We start from the raw sequence: 16,948 nt of genomic DNA on the forward strand, positions 1-16,948 counted from the left end.
AAAATAGCCACATTATGTGGCTAAATTATTATGATGGGTTAATCTAATTTATGTTTTAGATTAATAATTGTTCTTCTTGCTGATCTTTGAGTTGCTGCCTTTCTAAACTTTCTAGAATTTTTTTATGGATGCCACTAAAACCACCATTGCTCATAATCAAAATTGCATCTGTAGGTTTAGCTGATTTGCTGATCATCTCAACTAATAGATCGATATCCCCAGACCAATGTGCAGGCTGAATACAGGCATCAACCACATCAGCAACTAACCAAGGTAAATGTTCAGGTTGGAAGATGAAAATTTCGTCAGCACGTCCTAGCGAAGGCGCTAATTCATCTTTTGATACACCCAATTTCATGGTATTTGACCGAGGTTCAAGTACGGCTAATATTCGGCGATTAGCACCAATTTTGCTGCGTAATGCTTCTAATGTAGCCAATATTGCTGTTGGATGATGAGCAAAATCATCATATATTTCGATATTATTGACTTCTCCATAAAGCTCTAAGCGTCTTTTAGCGTTAACAAAAGTGCTTAATGCCTTGCATGCATCAGCAGGCGTAATCCCGACATTATGCGCAGCTGCAATCGCCATTAATGCATTATGCATATTATGTTCGCCAACTAGGGAATATTGCACTTCCCCCACTTTTTGATTATTAAAATAAACCGCAAAATGACTTGCATCATTATTAATGCGCTGTGCAAGCCAGCCATTTTCAGATTCAGTAAACGTTTGTTCACTCCAACAGCCTTTAGCGAGTACTTGTTTTAAATTGACATCGTCTTGTGGTGAAATGATAAGCCCTTTACTAGGTACTAAGCGCACTAAATGATGAAATTGTTTTTGAATTGCACTAAGATCATCAAAAATATCGGCATGATCAAATTCTAAGTTATTCATTATCAAGGTTTTCGGGCAATAATGCATAAATTTAGAACGTTTATCAAAAAAAGAACAATCATATTCATCTGCTTCAATAACAAAAAAGTTGCCTTCCCCGAGCCTTGCTGATACATCAAAATTACCCGGTACACCACCAATAACAAAGCCTTGATTATAACCTTGCTTTTCTAAAATCCAGTTAACCATACCTGCTGTTGTTGTTTTACCATGAGTCCCAGCAACGGCTATGACCCAACGGTTGCATAAAACGTTATCGTGTAGCCATTGTGGCGCAGAAATATAGGGAATATTGTTATCAAGAATATATTCAATACAAGGATTTCCCCTTGATAAAGCGTTACCAATAATAACTAAATCTGGTGTAGGAGTGAGTTGTGCTGGGTCGTACCCTTCAATAATCTCTATATTTTCTTTTTGTAAGAGAGTACTCATGGGTGGGTAAACATTTTTGTCTGAACCAGTAACTTTATGGCCTAGTGATCGGGCTATTAAAGCAATGCCTGCCATAAATGTGCCACAAATCCCTAGAATATGAATACGCATTTTTAATCCTTAACTTTTATAAAAATATATCGATAATAATAACTGTTTATCACTATAGTCGTTTTGAATGGTAATGAGATTTAACACCGACATGTGCCGGTTATTATAGACGATTTTAAATAGTTATGCGATAGGCCATAAATATCGAATCATCAACTTTGCCGCCTGATTACCTCGAAAATCATCTACAACTAAATGGTAAACGATTTTGGCTTTTTTTATCGATTGATCCGGCCATTGTTGTAAATCAGCATTAAATAATATGCCTTCTATTAGACTCCCCCCATTTTGGGGTTCTAACACTAATCTAAGGTGTTTTTCTGCAAATAGGCGTTGTTGATGGATAATAAATTCACCATCAAAAATAGGTTCATCAAACCCCTCACCCCAAGGTCCACCTTCTTTTAATTGTAAAGCCATTGCATAATTAAAATCTTGTCCATCGACTTCACCATCAGTTTCAATTGTTGGTTGCAATACCTCTTCACTTAATTTGTCATTTAATAGCGTTTCAAAATTGTCTCTAAATAGCTCGATGTCTTGTTCACGAATCGTTAAACCAACCGCCATTGCATGACCGCCAAAACTGACGATTAAGTTTGGGTGCTTTTGATCCAGTTCATCAAGTACATCACGTAAGTGAACGCCTGGGATAGATCTTCCTGAACCTTTTAAATGACCATCTTGGGTTGAAGCAAAGGAGATAACTGGACGGTAATATTTGTCTTTTAATCGCGCCGATAAAATACCGATAATACCTTGATGCCACTGTGGGTGGTAAACGACAATAGCATTTGGAATAGATGTGTCTTGTTTTTCAAGCTGCTGAATATATGCTAATGCTTCTTTGTGCATTGTTTGTTCAATTAGCTTACGGTCGGTATTGAGTATATCAAGATCCGTTGCTTGCTGAACTGCTAGGTCAAAATCATCACAGAGCAATAGTTCAACACCTAGTGCCATATTATCCATTCTTCCTGCTGCATTGAGTCTTGGTGCAACATAGTAGGCTAAATCAATCGCAGTAAAAGACACTGCTTCTTTTCTTGCTATATGTAACAATGCTTTGATTCCATCACAGCAATAGCCGGATCGTATTCTATTCATGCCTTGGTGCACTAGTATTCGATTATTATGGTCAAGTTTGACAACGTCAGCAATGGTACCTAAAGCGACTAAATCTAATAGATTGGCGATATTGTATTCGGTTAGATGATTATTAATGAACCAATTTTCTTTGCGTAATTTAGCTCTTAATGCCAGCATAAAGTAAAATGCAACACCGACGCCAGCAAGATGTTTAGATGGAAAAGTGCAATTAGGTAAATTGGGATTAATTATTGCATCTGCAATAGGTAACTGTTCGGGGCATAAATGGTGATCGGTAATAATCACTGTTAAGTTAGCTTGTTTGGCAAATTTTACCGCTTCTACTGCGGCAATACCGTTATCAACAGTGATAATGAGATCTGCATGTCTTGACATTGCTTTTTCAACAACACCTATACTCAAACCATAGCCATCTTCAAAACGATCTGGAATGATATAATCGACAAATTGGCAGCCCATTTTTCTCAGTGCAGTAACCGTTAATGCGGTACTGGTAGCGCCATCGGTATCAAAATCGCCAACAACGATGATACGTTGATTATTCTTCATTGCTGAATAAATAATTTCAACAGCGGTGGTTGTTCCATCTAACTTATCATAATTGCACAAATTACGCGTAGAATAGTCTAGCTCTTGCATTGATTTGATATCTCGCGCGGCATAAATCCGTTGCAATAATGGCGGAATATCTTGTGAGAATTCGGGAAGCGTTTGTGGTAATTGTCGATGTATTATTCTATTTTTATTCATATTTAAAATGTTAGCGCAAAAGCGCTAACACAAGTTGTTATAGTGGTTAGTTCCAATATTAATTGTTGTGATGAACGACTACTTATTTAACAGATTTTTTATTCAAAATATCAAGTAATTTATCAGCTGGGACATAACCTGACACCAGTTGACCATCAGCTAAAACAATAGCTGGGGTTCCACTAATACCAAGTTGCTTACCAACATTAAATTGTTGAGTAACATAAGGTACCATACTGCTAGCGGGTGAAATCGCATTACCTTTATAGGCATTATCAAAAGCAGCTTTACGATCAGCAACGCTCCAGATTGATTGCATGTTTTTGCCCACTTCGCTATCCGCTCCAGCTCGTGGGAACGCAAAATAGTGGACTGAAATGCCTGCATCTAAATATTTATCAATATTTTCATGCAGTAATTTACAATAATGACAAGTATAGTCAGTAAAGACTGAAATAACATATTTTTCGTTTGGCGCTTTATAAACAATCGCATCTTTTTCAATAGATTTGATTAATTTAACATTATTACTATTAGCAATGTTAACAGGTTCGTTACCTTCTAAGTTATAGAAAGGACCTTGCGTTAAATATTTACCATCATCAGAGACATAAAAAATACCATCAGGTGTATTAACACTTTTTAGTCCTTTTACAGGGCTGTCGGCAATTTTTAAGTCTTTTTCAGTATAACCTAATTTGCCGAGTGTTTTGGCAATATCAGCATTACTTGCCAGTACTGATGTTGAAATTAATGCTAAACCTAAAACTAATTTTTTCATTCAATTATCCTTATTTTTTAAGCATTATGCTCGGGGATGATGCTTACTGTGTAACTGTTTTAATCTTTCTGTTGCCACATGGGTATAGATTTGCGTTGTTGATAAGCTACTATGACCAAGTAACATTTGCACAACCCGCAAGTCCGCGCCATGGTTAAGCAAATGTGTTGCAAACGCATGTCGTAGTACATGGGGTGACAGTGCTTCAATATTAATGCCGGTTAGTATGGCATAATATTTGATTCGATGCCAGAATGTCTGTCGTGTCATTTTTTTACCTAATCGGCTAGGAAACAGCACATCAATCGGTCCAGATTTTAAAAGATCATTACGGGCGTATTTGAAATAGTATTCAAGCCAATAAATGGCTTCTTCCCCCAGTGGCACTAAGCGTTCTTTATTACCTTTACCAATTACCCTTATCACCCCTTGCCGCAAACTGACATCACTGATTTCTAAATTGACTAATTCACTAACCCGTAATCCAGTTGCATAAAGCACTTCTAGCATAGCTTTATCACGTAGTTCGATAGGATCATCAGTACTGGGTGATTCAAGCAACGCCTCGACTTGTGATTCGGTTAAATCTTTAGGTAATTTTTTGGGTAATTTTGGTGAAGACAAAACGGCAGAGGGATCATCTGTGCGATAATTTTCTTGATATAAATATTGAAAAAAACGTTTAGTTGCACTTAACAAACGTGCCGAGCTACTGGCTTTATAACCATCTTGCACGCGCTGCATTAAAAAATTTTGTAAATTAATGGTCTGTGCGCTTAGCATTGTGACATTTTGTTGCTGTAATGAGTGGCTAAGTGCAAACAAATCGAGTTTGTAAGATTCTATTGTGTTTTCTGCTAGGTTACGCTCTAGCCATAATGAATCTAAAAACTGTTCAATTAACACTTTACTTTGTGTCGCAATACTTTTATCTGACATTCATGGTCATCTCTGTATACAATTTATTTTAGCCATTATATACCAACTCGCTGCTCATTGCAGTTTAGACCAAGTAATGGCATGTAAATGGAAGTATTTTGTTAAATTCATTGGGTAATGGCTTTTTTAAGTCGATTTATGCAAACTTAATGATAATAAGTCAATTAACACATGATTCTCTTTTGTATTTTGAATAATATCTGATATATATTTGCATTAATATTTTACTTTGTGATGATGTGTATGTTAAAACGCACTGTACCTCTTTTTATTGGGCTATATGCTTTTTTTGTTATTGGTATTGAAACTTATCTATACTGGCAAGCTCAACTTCAACCTTGGCAACCAGCGACACCAGTTGGTCGAATCATTTTTTATTATAGTTTTTTTACTGTGTTATCGAATTTGATGTTGGCGGTGAGTTGTTTGTGGCTATTTTTTAATCCTAGTTGCCATCGTTCTAGCTTTAAAATTATTCGATTAAATGGGCTAGTAGGCGTGATAATCACTTCTATCGTTTATAACTTAATGTTACGCGCTATTCATAAACCGCCGAATGATTTATTAAAATTCACCAATGAAAGTTTACATGTTGTCATACCGTTACTGGGTGTTTTGAGTTGGTTAATTTGGGGACCGTTTCGACGTATTAATTTTCGAGTGATAATGGGTTCATTAGTCTGTATGTTAGTTTATGGCATATATATTTTTGTCAGAGGATACTATACTAATTTATATCCTTATCCTTTTATTAATGTTGTGAAAATAGGCTATCCGAAAGCGTTGTTTGCTGTCGGTATGGTTTTTTTATTGTTTTTAGGTTCAGCCTTATTTTTATGGGTAGTTGATTGTTTGAGGAGAAAAACATGAAGCTGTATATTTATGAACATTGTCCTTTTTGCGCCAGAGCAAGAATGATTTTTGGTTTAAAACACATACCAGTTAAATTAGAAGTATTTTTGAGTGATGATAACAAATCACCTGAAAGTATGATTGGTGAAAAAATGGTGCCAATTTTACAAAAAGATGATGGTAGTTATATGCCTGAAAGTTTAGATATTGTTGATTATGTTGATAATAATTATGGCGATAGCCCTATATTGATTGGACCTAAATCAGCGAAAATTGCCGAGATAATAAAAAACATACAGCAGTATGATTATAAATTAGAGTGTCCGCGTTATATCAAACTGGGTTTAGCTGAGTTTGCTACACAAAGTGCAATTGATAGTTTTGTCGCGAGTAAAGCTCAAAAGATGGGATCATTCGATGAGTGTTTAGCGCAAACAAGTTCTCTGGTTTTAGCTGTTTCTAAGTTGCTTGAACAACTAGATCCTTTGATTGTTTCACCACAAGCGTGTAATGGTCAATTGTCTTTAGATGATATTTGTCTATTTCCAGTATTACGTAATTTAACCTGTGTAAAAGATCTATCTTTTCCACCAAAAACGTTGGCTTATGTAACGGCAATGGCTAAATTGAGCCAGGTTGATCTATTTTTTGATCGCGCAATTTAATCAATCACTGAGTTAGTACGATAGCATGATGCTTTTTGACTGAGTTTGGTAGCATGGAAGAGATTTAACGAGAGGTTGAAGAATATATCTATCAACTTTGTTCTTTCATTAATTCACTCATCACCTTTAGGTGATGAGTGTTAATTTATTGATTTAAATTAGTCACCTAATTTTAGATCAATTACTTCAATACTGTCTTTACCACCATAGATATCATACCAAGGTGTAGCATATTGTTTTAAAATCTTATTAAGGTGCTCAACATTTTCACGACCAGTTTGATCTAACCAGCGTTTTAAACCCTCTTTACCGTCTTTAGCATAAGCAGCAACGCCTTCAAACCATGTTGCACGACCACCTAAAATACCACTATATTTAGCGCCATTCTCACCAGCAAAAATTAATTCTTGATGGAAAGTTTTTGTTGGTACGCCCGCACTTAAATAGATAAATGGACGAGTTGCCGCATCGCTAGCTTGTTTAAAATAATCGGCAGCTTGTTTTTGAGTATAGACAACCACGTTGTTATCATTAAATCCTTCTACATTTTTAAACAAGACGGGTACTTCAACTTTAAGTACATCAATGAAATATTGGTTTTTAGTGAATTCTTTAATGGTGTTAATCACTTTTTGTGGTTTTATTTTGGCAAACTCAGGACTTTTATCATCGGTCACGACATTATCATAGACAATTGGTTCGACAAATAATGGAATATCGGCAGCTCTGGCTTCTGTACCAACACGTTCTAGAAACGCATGTTTTTTCTCTAAAATATCTTTAGGATCATCGGGATTATAATAAACTAATACTTTTGCTGCATCAGCCCCTTTTTTCAATAATCGTTGTAGAGAGTCTTCAGGTAAAACATCAGGTAAACGGCCTGGCGTGTTTGCATCATAACCGGTTTTCTCATAAGAAATGATTAATCCTGCATCCTTATTTTTTTTAGCCATACCTTTAAAGCCATATTCTTCATCTAACAAAATTGCACTCACATATTTTGTTAATTCTTGTGAAACAAGTTCTTTAAATTCATAGACCATTTCAACATTATAACGATCTTTACCAACAGCCGCTTCCATCATTTTTACCATTGAACCACGTTGGTCGATTGCTAGTGCCGCAATAACGCCATCTTGGTTTGATAACTGTTGCATGCGAGTGAATTTTCCACGAGAAATACGTTTTATACCCATTTTATAACTCTCCATTTAAAAAGATTTTATGATTGTAGTTTCTTTTCGCGACGATTTATTAATCATTTAGTGCTAGTTTAGATTATATACACAATTTAATAAATTGCAGTTAATTATCATCATTTTATCAGGGTAATAAAAGAGCAATATGCACAAGTTAGTTTTGAGCGTTATACAATGTAAATTGGCGTATTATTTGATATTTTTCTTCCAAAAAAATTGTGTTGAGGTATATTAGTACACAATAATAGACTATGTGTAAAATATACTTTACAGGGATAATCATGTCATACGCACAAAATGCGACGCCAAATCGTACTTTAAACAATCAAGACTATAAAACATTGGCCTTATCAGCACTAGGTGGTGCATTAGAGTTTTATGATTTTATTATATTTGTCTTTTTTTCCATTATTATTAGTCATCTTTTTTTTCCGGATGATATGCCAGCATGGTTAAGTCAGGTGCAAACATTTGGGATTTTTGCGGCAGGCTATTTAATTCGTCCATTTGGTGGCATTGTTATGGCGCATTTTGGCGATTTATTTGGACGCAAACGAATGTTTACGTTAAGCATTCTTTTAATGGCATTACCTACACTATTCATTGGTTGTTTACCGACTTATACTAATATTGGCATTTTAGCGCCTATTTTGTTATTAATTATGCGACTGTGCCAAGGTCTTGCAGTGGGCGGTGAAGTACCCGGTGCTTGGACGTTTGTTGCTGAACATGTCCCCAATAATAAAATTGGCTTAGCTTGTGGAATATTAACTAGTGGTTTAAGTTTGGGTATTTTACTTGGCTCGCTGGTTTCAACTGTAATGAATAAAAGCATTTCACCTGAACAAATGAGTGATTGGGGTTGGCGAATTCCATTTATTATTGGCGGGATATTTGGTTTAATCGCCATGTATTTACGTCGTTGGTTGAAAGAAACGCCGATTTTTTTGGAAATACAAAAACGAAAACAACAAGAATTAGCAAAAAAAATTCCAGTTATAACAGTATTAACTCAGTACTTACCTCAAACTATTTTATCTATGCTGCTTACTTGGGTATTATCGGCAGGTATTATGGTTATTATGTTAATGACCCCAATTTTATTGCAAAAGCAGTTTGGATTTTCAGCTATTGATGCATTGCAAGGTAATATACTCGCCATTATTGGACTAATCATTAGTTGCACTTTTTATGGCATGATGATGGACAGATTTGCTATGGGTAAAGTGTTATTTATTGGCTGTCTTATTGCTGTCGCTATAATTTCAATTTTCTATTTTTCATTAGATAACCCTCATCTTTTATTAATCACTTATCCTTTAGCTGGTTTTGGTGTTGGTATTGTTGGCTCGTTTGCTTATTTTATGGTTAAAGTGTTTCCTGCTGAAATTCGTTATAGTGGTGTTTCATTTTCGTTTAATATGGCTTATGCAATCGCTGGGGGATTAACACCTTTGTTTATATCGTTCTTTAGCGATTTTGTTAGCAAAATGGCGCCCGCGATTTATGTGGTAGGGCTGTTTGGGCTAGGTGCGTTAATTGGCTTGTATTTATCCATAAAAAATAATAGCCAAAAATATATCGTTAAAGATATTGCTTAATATTCATTTTTTTAATCACGAAAATTAGAGGATCAATAAACACAGTTTTGTTCCTCTTTTTTATCAAGTTATCCATTTATTCATCTACTCACGTTAACGGCTTTATTTTATCATTTTTTAATTTAGTTTGGTTTGATGGCAATCTTTTATAAAAATCATTTAATAATCCTATTCTTTTGAAAATTTGTGAAATTAATCAAATTTTTAGAAAAAATTTAGTTTAAAATGAAAATCATTACATCTTAAACTTAAAACTTTTCTAGGAGAATATAATGAAAGCAGCCGTTATTAGACAAGAGTGTGATGGGCAAGTTGACATCAAAGATATTTCTCTTCGCCCTTTAGAAGCTGGTGAGGCTTTAGTCGATGTTGAATATTGTGGGCTTTGTCATACCGATATTCATGTTGCATCGGGTGATTTTGGGAAAAAACCGGGGCGGGTTATTGGTCATGAGGGAGTTGGGATTGTGACTAAAATTGCGCCTGATGTAAAAAGTTTAAAAATAGGCGATCGCGTGAGTATAGCATGGTTCCATGCCGGTTGTGGTACATGTGAATATTGTATTTCAGGTAACGAAACATTTTGTCGCCATGCGCTTAACTCGGGTTATAGTGTCGATGGTGGAATGGCTGAACAATGCATTGTTAAAGCTGATTATGCCGTTAAAGTCCCCGATGGGCTTGATCCTGCTCAAGCCACTAGTGTCACCTGTGCCGGTGTTACCACTTATAAAGGTATTAAAGTTGCAGACACAAAACCCGGTCAATGGTTGGCAGTGTTTGGCATTGGTGGGTTAGGCACGCTTGCTATTGAGTATGGAAAGAAAGTTTTTAATAACAAAGTTGTCGCAATTAGTAACAGTGACAGTCAGTTAGAATTATGTAAAACATTAGGGGCTGATTTGGTTGTTAACCCGAAAAAAGTTGATGATGTGGGTGCTTATATTAAAGAACATACTGATGGAGGTGTTCATGGTGCAGTGGTGACTTCAGTAACTAAAACAGGCTTTAATCAAGCAATTAATTCTGTGCGCCCATTAGGTCGAGTTGTCGCGTTAGGCTTACCTTCTGAAACCATGGATTTAAGTATTCCCAAAACAGTATTAGATGGTATACAAGTATTAGGTTCGCTTGTTGGTACACGCGAGGATCTTGCTGAAGCATTCCGTTTTAGTGCTGAAGGTAAAGTGGTTCCTATTGTCGAGAAAAGACCGCTCGAAGATATCAATGAGATGATCGAAGAAATGAAAGCAGGTAAAATTCGCGGTCGAATGGTGGTTGATATGAAAATGAAAAAGAAAAACTAATATTCATTTTACCAATTAATAAAAAAGTTAGTGTTTAGCTAACTTTTTTATTACCTTGATTTTTATACTTTTCTAATTTTTTGAAATTAATCTTTCTTGTGTTTTATAAATAAATCCCTAATATAAGCCCATTTTGTAGATGTATTTTTATATTCAAGGGAACAGTTATGTCAGAACATAATCTAGAAAGTAAATTAAGAAAAGATCTTGGTTTAGTTTCTGCATTGTCGTTAGTTGTAGGAATGGTATTAGGGGCTGGCGCTTTTATGAAACCGCCAGCCGTATTAGCCGTAGCCGGTGATTATAATTATGCGCTGCTAGCTTGGATAATTGGTGGTATTTTTTCTATTTGTGGGGGATTAACGCTGTGTGAATTGGGGGTTATGTTTCCAAAAACAGGTGGCATGCTCGTTTATTTAGAAAAAATCTATGGCCCTAAAATTGCTCATCTTTATGGTTGGATGATAACAGTGTTATTTGCGCCTTCTTTAGTTGGTGCATTAGTTGGTTATTTTAGTTCAGTTTTTTGTTTGTTATTCAATATAGATGATAATTATCGTATGGCGGTGAGCGCTGGGGTATTAGGTTTTATCGCATTTATTAATGCAATCGGTGTTAAACAAGCGGGGTATCTACAAACGCTAGCTACAGTTTGTAAATTAATCCCAATATTACTCTTAGCTGTATTTGGATTATGGAAAGGCAATGGTCAAGTTGCCTTATTTGGGGCTAGTGGACAGGGTATTGAAACTTTCGCACCTTTTGCTGTAGCTATTTTGGCGACCTTGTTTGCTTATGACGGTTGGGCACAAGTTGCTTCGGTTGCTGGTGAAATTCATAATCCGGCAAAAGTTTTACCTAAAGCAATTATTTTAGGCATCATATTTTTAGTCATTGTTTATGCTTGTATAAATATAGCACTGTTTAAAATATTTCCAGTTCAAGAAATGGTCACTCTTGGTCATGATGCTTCGGCTGTTGCCTCACAACGAATGTTTGGTCATTTAGGTGGGAATTTAGTGGCAGTAGGCATAATGGTATCAATTTTGGGTGGGATTAATGGTTATATTATGACATTATCTCGTACTATTTTTAGTATGGCTGAACGAGGCACTATTATTGGCGCTCGTTATCTTAGTACACTTGATGAAGATAGTCGTTCACCAGTTAATGCGATCTCGGTATTAGTGGTGTTTGCTTTTTTATATTCAATCTTGCTTGATGCAGATCGTCTATCTGAGATATCCATGTTTTCAATATGGGTTTTTTATTTGCTGACGTTTATTGGGGTGATTATAGCGCGAAAAAAATATGCAGATATACCGCGTTCTTATAAAGTTATTGCTTATCCGATAGTTCCAATTATGGCGATCATTGGTGCAATTTATGTTATTTATGGCATGTTGGTTTATCAAACGTTTAATGGCATAGCATCAATAGTACTTACTCTACTTGGGTTACCTTTATACTATTATTATCATAGCAAAAATAAAAGTAGAGAGCTTTCCCTTGGTGAGATGAAAAAATATCGAACAAAAACACAATACATCATCGCTATAGCAACTTTATTTGTTGTAGTGCTGTTAGCAATTTGTGGTTATATTATCAATAAATAATTATTGCATGAGTTCATATTAAACGAACAGACTATTACTTGATCAACACCGGCAATTGCCGGTTATTTTCTTAAAAATGATAATGGTTGAGTTTTCAGTTTTACTGACAGATGTTAATTGCTGTTTTACATATAAGTTGAAATCAGTCCATAAATGTTTTGGTCGTGATAAATCCCATTTAAGTATTCAGCTTGTTTTAATCTTCCTTCGTAACTAAAACCACAACGGTTTGCTACAGCGTTGCTTTTTACATTACTAACAGCACATTTAATAACAAACCGTTTAATAATTTTTTGTGATGCATAGTAGTTGGTAAGCGCTTGGATTGCTTGAGTCATAACACCTTTACCTTGTGCTCGGCTATCAAGCCAATATCCAATATAAGCTGTTTTATTGCTAGTATCGATTTGATTGAAAGACAATATACCGACAGCCATATCATTTTGTATAATGACATAGGTTTTACTCTGATTTTGTTGATGTTTTAACCAGCACTCTTGTAAAAATTTAGCTGTATCTAATTCGTTTATCACAAATTTAGGCCATGCCATAAATTGGCTAAAATAGTTTCGATTGAAATCAATGACATTATATAGTTCTTTGGCATAACTGTTATTAGCAGTTTTTAGTATTATATGTGGATTTACCAAAATGCTATCAGTTTGGCTATTAGTCATTATTTGTTCCTTATTTCTTATAAATATATTGTCTGTGTCATTATTCTAACCGTCAAACATTCAAGACAAATATAGCTTATCGATAGTAAAAAAAGCTTATCATGGTGCTTTGTGCATAGCCGAATGTAAGGTAATAGTGATTAACTATAAGCGATAGATTATTAGTAAGTCTATAATGTACCGATAAAAAAATACCAGACTATGGCTTAGTCTGGTATAGCTTTTTAATAAAATAAAGCATATTGGTTATGCTTTATCGTTTTTGCTGTTTTTAGGTTTTATCGTATAGTTGAAAATAACGAGTAAAGCGAAGATGGCTACAATAATTGCCATTATCACATCTTTATTAAACCATTTTGCCATATTACCGAGGATAATACCGACACCACAAAAATCGACGTCAGAAAACGTAGTATTTGAAAAACCAAGTGAACCTAAAACTGGTAATAACATCACAGGTAAGAATGTTACCAGTAATCCATTGGCAAATGCACCAAGCATGGCACCGCGACGGCCGCCCATTGCATTACCAAATACCCCAGCAGTTGCCCCACAGAAGAAATGCGGTACAACGCCTGGTAGAATTAATACTAAGTCTAATTGTCCAAGTACAAATAGTCCGACTAATCCACCTAAAAAACTACATAAAAATCCGATTAATACTGCATTTGGTGCATATGGAAATACGACAGGGCAATCTAAAGCAGGTTTAGCATTTGGGACTAATTTTTCAGAAAAACCAGTAAATGCAGGGACAATCTCAGCTAGAATTAAGCGTACACCTTGTAGGATGATAAATACACCTGCGGCAAAAGTAATGGCTTCTATAATTGCATAAACTAGATAGTTATCACCTTTACTTAAAGTCGTTTCGACGTAGTTAGGACCTGCAAAGATAGCAAGAATTAAATAGATAATCATCATAGTTAATGAGATTGAAATTGAACTGTCACGTAAAAAGCTTAGATTTTTAGGTAGATTCATCTCTTCGGTTGAACGAGATCCTTTACCAACTGCCATTCCAAGCCAACCAGCTAAAACGTAACCTAATGTACCAAAGTGACCAAAAGCGACATCATCATTACCGGTTATTTTACGCATTTGCGGTTGTGCAAGTGCAGGGAAAAAGGCCATAATTAAGCCAAGCACTAATGAACCAGTAAAGACTAATTGCCATCCCTCAAACCCCGCTACTGTTAATATTATACTTATCATACAAGCCATATAAAAAGTATGATGACCAGTTAAAAAGATGAACTTTAAACGAGTAAAACGCGCAACAATGATATTTGCAACCATACCAAATGCCATAATTAACGCTGTTGCTGCGCCATACTCATTAAGTGCCATTGAAACAATAGCTTCATTATTCGGAATAATACCCTGTAATTTAAACGCTTGTTCAAACATCATGCCTAATGGGGTAATAGCACTAATGAGTACGGTTGCACCACCACTTAATACTAAAAAACCTAAAATAGTTTTAATGGTACCTTTAACCGTGTCAGCAAAGGATTTACGCTGAGCAATAAGCCCAACCATGGCAATAAGTCCAACTAATATTGAAGGTACTTTTAAAATATCAACAATAAACTTTACTATTTCTTGTATCATAGCAAGTCCTCATAATATCATTAATGTTTAGCGAAATGTTCAACGAGTTTTGCTTCTAAATCGTTGATATCGATAATATTATTTAAAATAACTAATTTGTCAGCTGGAATGCCAGAGCTTGCCGCTAAATCCTTGGTCATGACAAATAAATCCGCTTGATCTGGGGTTGCTGAAGCAAGATCTGCATGGGTAACTTCAGCATCAACATTTAATTTTTTCAGCACTTTTTTGATATTCATTTCAACCATAAAACTACTACCAAGACCTGAACCGCAAACTGCCATAATTTTCATTTTATTTATCCCTTCATTTTGTTATTAAAGTTAATAGTGTTTAACTACAGCCAAGATTTCATCGCGTTGTTTTGCTTGAAAAATTGTCTGCATATCTTTTGATTCGCCAAATAGCGCGGCTAATTGGGTTAACATTTCAATATGACTGGTACTATCACTCGCAGCTAATAAAGTAATTAAATAGACTGGATCATTTTCTTGCGAATTAAAATTAACGCCTTGTTTAACTAATAGCATAGATAGACCTAATTGATTCACCCCTTGCTCTGGTCTAGCATGTGGCATAGCAATACCTGGTGCTAAAACATAGTAAGGTCCAATGGATTGGTGTAGTTGAAAAATAGCTTGGATATAACTAGGTGAAATGGCATTACTTTCTAATAATGGCTTAGCACAAAGTTGTATTGCTTCTTTCCAATCATCAACGGAATCGACAATATTAACTGTCTGGTTAGTTAACCATTTATCTAACATTTTTCCTCCATTAAAATCGATACCTTAAGTATTTTTTTATAAACTAACATATTGGGAAATAATAAAAATTAAAAAATAATAGAAATGTGATAGCGCTATCAAAGTTAATTAAAATTTTATTGATTTTGTGATTTAGATAACATTTTCAACTAAACATTCATAAAATTATCATTTAGACAGATTACTATGTATATTATTTGGGCTTGTGTCCTCTTTTTTGTTAGCAAGTATGTTATAAGTCGTGTGGTTAACAGCTTTGATAATATTCAATTGGGATAAGAAATGCAGGATATAAAAAAACGTAGGAGTACGGGACAAATAACATTATTTGATGTAGCTAAACATGCAGGTGTTGGTGCTATGACTGTATCACGAGCGCTGCGAACACCTGAAAGGGTGTCTGATAAGCTACGCCAAAAAATTCAATTATCTGTTCAAATGCTAGGGTATAAACCAAATGTGGCGGCTAGCTTGTTAGCATCAGCATCCGATAATCAAGTCATTGCAGTTGTTACTGACCAAATCTATGATAACTCTACACGTATTTTACTTAATACCTTACAAATTCAATTAGCCAAGCAGGGATATATCACATTAATCATTGAAGCTTGCCATTACTACAATCGTGAACCACAATTATTAGAAACCTTATATAATCATAATCTTAAAGCGATTGTGCTATTTTATCTTGACAATGATGCGTTAATTAATCAAATGATTAACAATAAAGCCGTACCAATAGTTAACATCGGTCAACAAATTGATGAATTAGACAATGCCCATATTGGCTTGGATGATAGCCTTGCGATGTATATATTAACTGAACACGTTATAAAAAAAGGTTATCGTCATATTGGTTTACTTTGTGCGAATCAACAATATCAACTATTTCAACAACGTTTACATGGTTGGCATAAAGCCATGCTAGCTTATCATTTACCAACACATCGCATCATCAATGCTGCTAAACCGGCTAACTTTACTACCGGTAGTGAATTATTACCCGATATGTTACTAAATTGGCCAGAACTTGATGCGCTAATTTGTACAACCGATGAATTAGCTTGTGGAGTATTGTATGAGTGCCAACGTCGACACATTCGTGTGCCTTATCAATTAGCAGTGAGTGGATTTGGTAATAATGAATTTAGTCAAGTCAGCTTTCCAACTTTAACAACAGTGGCTTTACCATCAAAGCAAATTGGTCAATACACCGCTGCTGTGTTGTTAAATCGATTAAATAAACAGCTAGAGTGTTTGAAGCCTGATTTATCAACATTAGTACCCGTGATTCAATCAAGGGCAAGTTTATAGGATTGATGATCATGAAAAAATTGATCAGTGAAAGAGGATGACTCGCATTTTATGCTCGCCCTTCGGGTCGTTGCTAAAGCAACGTTGTCTCGCTACGCTCGGCTCGAACCTCCATCGGTTCTCATCCTTTAAGTTGAAGCGGATAATAAAAAAGCCCACTCAATGAGCAGGCTTTCTTATCTAAAATTGGTCGGCGAGAGAGGATTCGAACCTCCGACCCACTGGTCCCAAACCAGTTGCGCTACCAAGCTGCGCTACTCGCCGTTAGGTAGCGCATAATACTTTGCTAACCATAAACTGTCA

General features: G+C 35.4%; 15 protein-coding genes, 1 tRNA gene and 1 other RNA gene. 6 read left to right on the forward strand and 11 right to left on the reverse strand.

Annotated elements, in window-relative coordinates; translation table 11 throughout:
* Window positions 1-55 precede the first annotated feature (55 nt).
* The 4 genes from mpl to xerD form a co-directional block, all read right to left on the reverse strand.
* Window positions 56-1,450 carry a UDP-N-acetylmuramate:L-alanyl-gamma-D-glutamyl-meso-diaminopimelate ligase gene (mpl, locus tag A9G09_RS06190; protein WP_065634021.1) on the reverse strand — a complete coding sequence of 465 codons (1,395 nt, stop codon included), beginning with the start codon at window positions 1,448-1,450 and terminating at the stop codon, window positions 56-58.
* A gap of 123 nt (window positions 1,451-1,573) precedes the next feature.
* Window positions 1,574-3,310: a single-stranded-DNA-specific exonuclease RecJ gene (gene recJ, locus A9G09_RS06195; RefSeq protein WP_065634022.1), complete on the reverse strand. Its 1,737-nt coding sequence runs from the start codon at window positions 3,308-3,310 to the stop codon at window positions 1,574-1,576.
* A gap of 82 nt (window positions 3,311-3,392) precedes the next feature.
* Complete coding sequence (gene dsbC, locus A9G09_RS06200) at window positions 3,393-4,091, reverse strand: bifunctional protein-disulfide isomerase/oxidoreductase DsbC (RefSeq protein ID WP_065634023.1); 699 nt, start codon at window positions 4,089-4,091, stop codon at window positions 3,393-3,395.
* A gap of 24 nt (window positions 4,092-4,115) precedes the next feature.
* Complete coding sequence (gene xerD, locus A9G09_RS06205) at window positions 4,116-5,030, reverse strand: site-specific tyrosine recombinase XerD (RefSeq protein WP_065634024.1); 915 nt, start codon at window positions 5,028-5,030, stop codon at window positions 4,116-4,118.
* Between the two features lie 243 nt (window positions 5,031-5,273).
* Between xerD and A9G09_RS06210 the strand changes: the two genes are divergently transcribed.
* Both A9G09_RS06210 and grxB read left to right on the forward strand, forming a co-directional pair.
* Complete coding sequence (locus tag A9G09_RS06210; RefSeq protein ID WP_065634025.1) at window positions 5,274-5,900, forward strand: Pr6Pr family membrane protein; 627 nt, start codon at window positions 5,274-5,276, stop codon at window positions 5,898-5,900.
* Window positions 5,897-6,547: a glutaredoxin 2 gene (grxB, locus tag A9G09_RS06215; protein ID WP_065634026.1), complete on the forward strand. Its 651-nt coding sequence runs from the start codon at window positions 5,897-5,899 to the stop codon at window positions 6,545-6,547. Before A9G09_RS06210 ends, grxB begins: the two co-directional genes overlap by 4 nt.
* 158 nt (window positions 6,548-6,705) lie before the next feature.
* Here grxB and A9G09_RS06220 read toward each other — a convergent pair whose 3' ends face one another.
* A complete protein-coding gene (locus tag A9G09_RS06220) occupies window positions 6,706-7,740 on the reverse strand; it encodes a tagatose 1,6-diphosphate aldolase (protein WP_176700959.1) in 1,035 nt (344 codons plus the stop codon).
* Between the two features lie 290 nt (window positions 7,741-8,030).
* On the opposite strand from A9G09_RS06220, the gene A9G09_RS06225 reads away from it, so the two are divergent.
* The 3 genes from A9G09_RS06225 (at window position 8,031) to A9G09_RS06235 (ending at window position 12,273) form a co-directional block, all read left to right on the forward strand.
* Window positions 8,031-9,350 (forward strand): MFS transporter, encoded by a 1,320-nt coding sequence (locus A9G09_RS06225; RefSeq protein WP_065634028.1) that lies wholly within the window; start codon window positions 8,031-8,033, stop codon window positions 9,348-9,350.
* Between the two features lie 272 nt (window positions 9,351-9,622).
* Entirely contained in the window at window positions 9,623-10,657 is a 1,035-nt protein-coding gene (gene adhP / locus A9G09_RS06230; protein ID WP_065634029.1) for an alcohol dehydrogenase AdhP, read from the forward strand.
* A 167-nt stretch (window positions 10,658-10,824) separates the two neighbouring features.
* A complete protein-coding gene (locus A9G09_RS06235) occupies window positions 10,825-12,273 on the forward strand; it encodes an APC family permease (RefSeq protein WP_081297499.1) in 1,449 nt (482 codons plus the stop codon).
* 125 nt (window positions 12,274-12,398) lie between these two features.
* On the opposite strand, the gene rimL is transcribed toward A9G09_RS06235, so the two are convergent.
* From rimL to A9G09_RS06255, 4 genes are all read right to left on the reverse strand, one after another.
* Entirely contained in the window at window positions 12,399-12,950 is a 552-nt protein-coding gene (rimL, locus tag A9G09_RS06240) for a 50S ribosomal protein L7/L12-serine acetyltransferase (RefSeq protein WP_065634030.1), read from the reverse strand.
* Between the two features lie 246 nt (window positions 12,951-13,196).
* A complete protein-coding gene (locus A9G09_RS06245) occupies window positions 13,197-14,564 on the reverse strand; it encodes a PTS ascorbate transporter subunit IIC (RefSeq protein ID WP_065634031.1) in 1,368 nt (455 codons plus the stop codon).
* Between the two features lie 20 nt (window positions 14,565-14,584).
* A complete protein-coding gene (locus A9G09_RS06250) occupies window positions 14,585-14,857 on the reverse strand; it encodes a PTS sugar transporter subunit IIB (protein ID WP_065634032.1) in 273 nt (90 codons plus the stop codon).
* Between the two features lie 30 nt (window positions 14,858-14,887).
* Window positions 14,888-15,331: a PTS sugar transporter subunit IIA gene (locus A9G09_RS06255; protein WP_065634033.1), complete on the reverse strand. Its 444-nt coding sequence runs from the start codon at window positions 15,329-15,331 to the stop codon at window positions 14,888-14,890.
* 282 nt (window positions 15,332-15,613) lie between these two features.
* On the opposite strand from A9G09_RS06255, the gene A9G09_RS06260 reads away from it, so the two are divergent.
* Window positions 15,614-16,645 (forward strand): LacI family DNA-binding transcriptional regulator, encoded by a 1,032-nt coding sequence (locus A9G09_RS06260; protein WP_065634034.1) that lies wholly within the window; start codon window positions 15,614-15,616, stop codon window positions 16,643-16,645.
* 21 nt (window positions 16,646-16,666) lie between these two features.
* Here the strand turns inward: A9G09_RS06260 and A9G09_RS06265 are convergent.
* Together A9G09_RS06265 and A9G09_RS06270 are read right to left on the reverse strand one after the other, a co-directional pair.
* A non-coding RNA gene (locus A9G09_RS06265) (RtT sRNA) lies at window positions 16,667-16,791 on the reverse strand.
* Window positions 16,792-16,832: 41 nt separating this feature from the next.
* Window positions 16,833-16,909: transfer RNA gene (locus tag A9G09_RS06270), tRNA-Pro, on the reverse strand.
* Window positions 16,910-16,948: the final 39 nt, after the last annotated feature.

It is taken from the genome of Gilliamella sp. wkB292 (genome assembly GCF_001690235.1).
GTDB classification, from domain to species: Bacteria; Pseudomonadota; Gammaproteobacteria; order Enterobacterales; family Orbaceae; genus Gilliamella; species Gilliamella apicola_F.